Raw genomic sequence first — 2764 nt, forward strand, 5'->3', positions numbered from 1 at the left:
ATAAAGTCATTCCATACATTCTCTACCTTCGTAGTCTTTGTTCCAGAAGTAATTCTTACCTTCTTTATCTGGGGTGGGGTGGGGTCTACATATATTGTTATCCAATCTGTAAGACTGAAATTATTATTCACATTAGTTGCTACTGCTATAAGTCTATGTTCGCCATCATCTACTGTGGTTGAATCCCAGTTGTATATAAAATCATCAATTCCATTGCTTTGTGGGTCAATCCCATCAGTTCGTCCATTGGATTCTTGAGTATTGCTTCTATCTCCATCATCTTGCCTCCCACCGTAACAAGACCTCCAGAGTCTATGGGTATCATCAACCTGATCAATGTAGAATTGAGTTATATTCAGGTCAAGTCCAGTAGTTGTATTTATCCTTGTGTTAATTCTTTCTGTATCTGGCTGAGCATGGGAGATTATTATCTTGCCATCCACATGTCCATCATCAGCATCAGTGGGATGTTGGAAGGTAAGGGAGTAATTGGATGGGTCGTGAACTACATATAAAAGAGGATTGTCATCACCATTGTTATATTCCAAATGAAGATGAGTAGGTACACCTCCTGAATTTCCAACAGGAGCTATTGCTTCAGATTGTTCTATAGAGGCTCTTGTTGTTGCTGTAGCACCAGTTGTGTCTCTTATGTATGAACCATCGGGATTTCGGATCCAACGGCCAGAATAACCCTCTTCGGACAATACCTTCGTTGCCATTGTTCCTGACCATAAAATTATAACATTCGAGTAAGTAACATCATTTGGATTATTAGGATTTACCAATGTAGCATTTCTTAATTCCCAATTACCCAAGGGTACTGGTACATAGCCATTACCTGTAAAAATATGAATATATTCCCACTTTCCTAACGAACCTCGAATCCTCAAATTCCAACCACCCTCCAAATATCTTATCCTATCAATGTCTCCACCTTCAACAGCCTGAATTGAAGCACCGTAAGGACCCCCATAGTCTATTCCTCCATGCCAATAGTGACCAGCTAAAGCTCTGGGTCCATAATCTGAAGTAATAGGCCAATTACCAGGTGGAGGTAAGGTTTGAGAAAATAAAGTTGTTGGATAAATCAGTAGCCCTAAAACTGCTATAATCCATTTGATCTTCATTGATTTATTCTCCTAAGTATTTTTTTAAATCTACCTTAACAATTGGTTTACCTTTACCAAATTCTTTCACTTCAACAATACCATCATTTGATATTTCATAAACCCAATACTCTTTCTCTGCATCCCAATAAGTTTTTCTTTTTAAATCATAAAAAAAGGTTGAGCAATTATCAGGATATTTTTTAAGTTTATTTTCAATTTTTACTGATAGATATCTTCCATTTTGGGATAACATAGGCATACTATCCAACCGTAAATACTCTTTCTCTTTCCCAGAAGGAATCCGAAGGATTTCGTTTCCATTTTTGTCATATATATATAGCCTATCTTCAGTTGTATCTAATTCTGGCAACGAGAACAACTCCATGGGGATGTCCATATAACCAGTCTCTACAACTATTATCTCACCATTATCTGAAATTAGAGGAGGTTCAGCACCTCGTCCTTTTGGAAACTCTTTTTCCCATAATACATTTCCATTTGAATCTAAAATAAGAACCTTTCCTTTCTCTATCTGCTCACCACATCCCTCATAAAATTCTTCTTTTCCTTCTTCATTGATTTTTGGTCCATACTTTTCATTAATCCCTAACCCTATAAGTTTTGCATTCTTATTTATCGCGGGATATTTAAGAGTTAAGTATTTAATTTTATAAGGTTTTTGTTTTTCTAAAGGAGCCTTTTTTGTAATTTCTACAATCTTTACCTCTTCTAAAGGAATTGTCTTAAACACATCTCCTTTTTTATCTAAAAACTTAATTGATTTCAAACTTCCAGCACCCGATGTTTTTACCCCTTCAATTATTTTCATCCATGGCTTTTCTTGAGTTATCACCACCTTCGGATACTGCACCTTCACTTTTTCAGTTGCCTTTCTCTTCTCCAACCCTTTCATCCCCAAAGCCCTTGCCTCTTTTACTGTCATTGTTGCCTCACCAAAGATAACATCAACAATTTCTTCGCCTTCAGGGAGTTTATATTCCATAATCGGCTCTGGTTCTATCGCCTCGGTTTCTGTTGTTTGAGTCCCTTTTTGCTCTATTGTCTCACCCTTAGTTGATTCACTTTCAATCCTTGATACCTTTGTGGTCTTTTTAACTTTTGCTGATTTAGCCTCTGGCTGAGCCACTGCTTGAGGTTTCTCTATCTGGGCTGGCTCTTGAGCAGGCTTCTTAGCCATAGCCAAAGATGCGCAAGCCATCACACCCATTGCCAGCAAGCAAATCAGCCCTTTAATTGCCTTCTTTCTAAACATTTCCTCATCACCTCTCTTTTAAGATTTCTGACCTTAAATCTTATTATACCCCATTCAAGAGATTTAAGTCAACTAAAAAAATAACTTTTCTCCTCAGGCTCTAAATCTCTCTGAGGCTTTTAAAAAAAATTATACCACAACTTAAGAGCCTATGCAAGCAATTTTTGTAATCTTTTATCATTTTTTTAAAAAACTTTTTCTTCCCTTAACTACCACCTTCCCTCTTTCCCCAACCGCCCTTTCTTTCCCCCCAATTCTTCCAGAACTGCCACCAAGCCCCTTGAGCTGAGTCAGTCAATCTCATACTCCCAAGCAAGGCTAATACAATCAGGCAAGCCATCCCTTTGCTAATAAGCACTTTCTTTGTCTTCATCAGAGA

General features: G+C 37.6%; 2 protein-coding genes. Both read right to left on the minus strand.

What is annotated here, in order from left to right; all coding sequences use genetic code 11:
* Positions 1–722, minus strand: a 722-nt coding sequence (locus AB1397_07650) for a hypothetical protein (GenBank protein MEW6482846.1), incomplete at its 3' end; no start/stop codon positions are given.
* A gap of 412 nt (positions 723–1134) precedes the next feature.
* Positions 1135–2385 carry a hypothetical protein gene (locus AB1397_07655; protein MEW6482847.1) on the minus strand — a complete coding sequence of 417 codons (1251 nt, stop codon included), beginning with the start codon at positions 2383–2385 and terminating at the stop codon, positions 1135–1137.
* Between the last annotated feature and the right edge of the window lie 379 nt (positions 2386–2764).

Source organism: bacterium (assembly GCA_040756715.1).
Lineage (GTDB): Bacteria > UBA9089 > UBA9088 > UBA9088 > UBA9088 > JBFLYE01.

Excerpts from the sequence above, each read along its gene's own strand:
- AB1397_07655 (MEW6482847.1), bottom strand. The coding sequence starts at position 2,385 with ATGTTTAGAAAGAAGGCAATTAAAGGGCTGATTTGCTTGCTGGCAATG.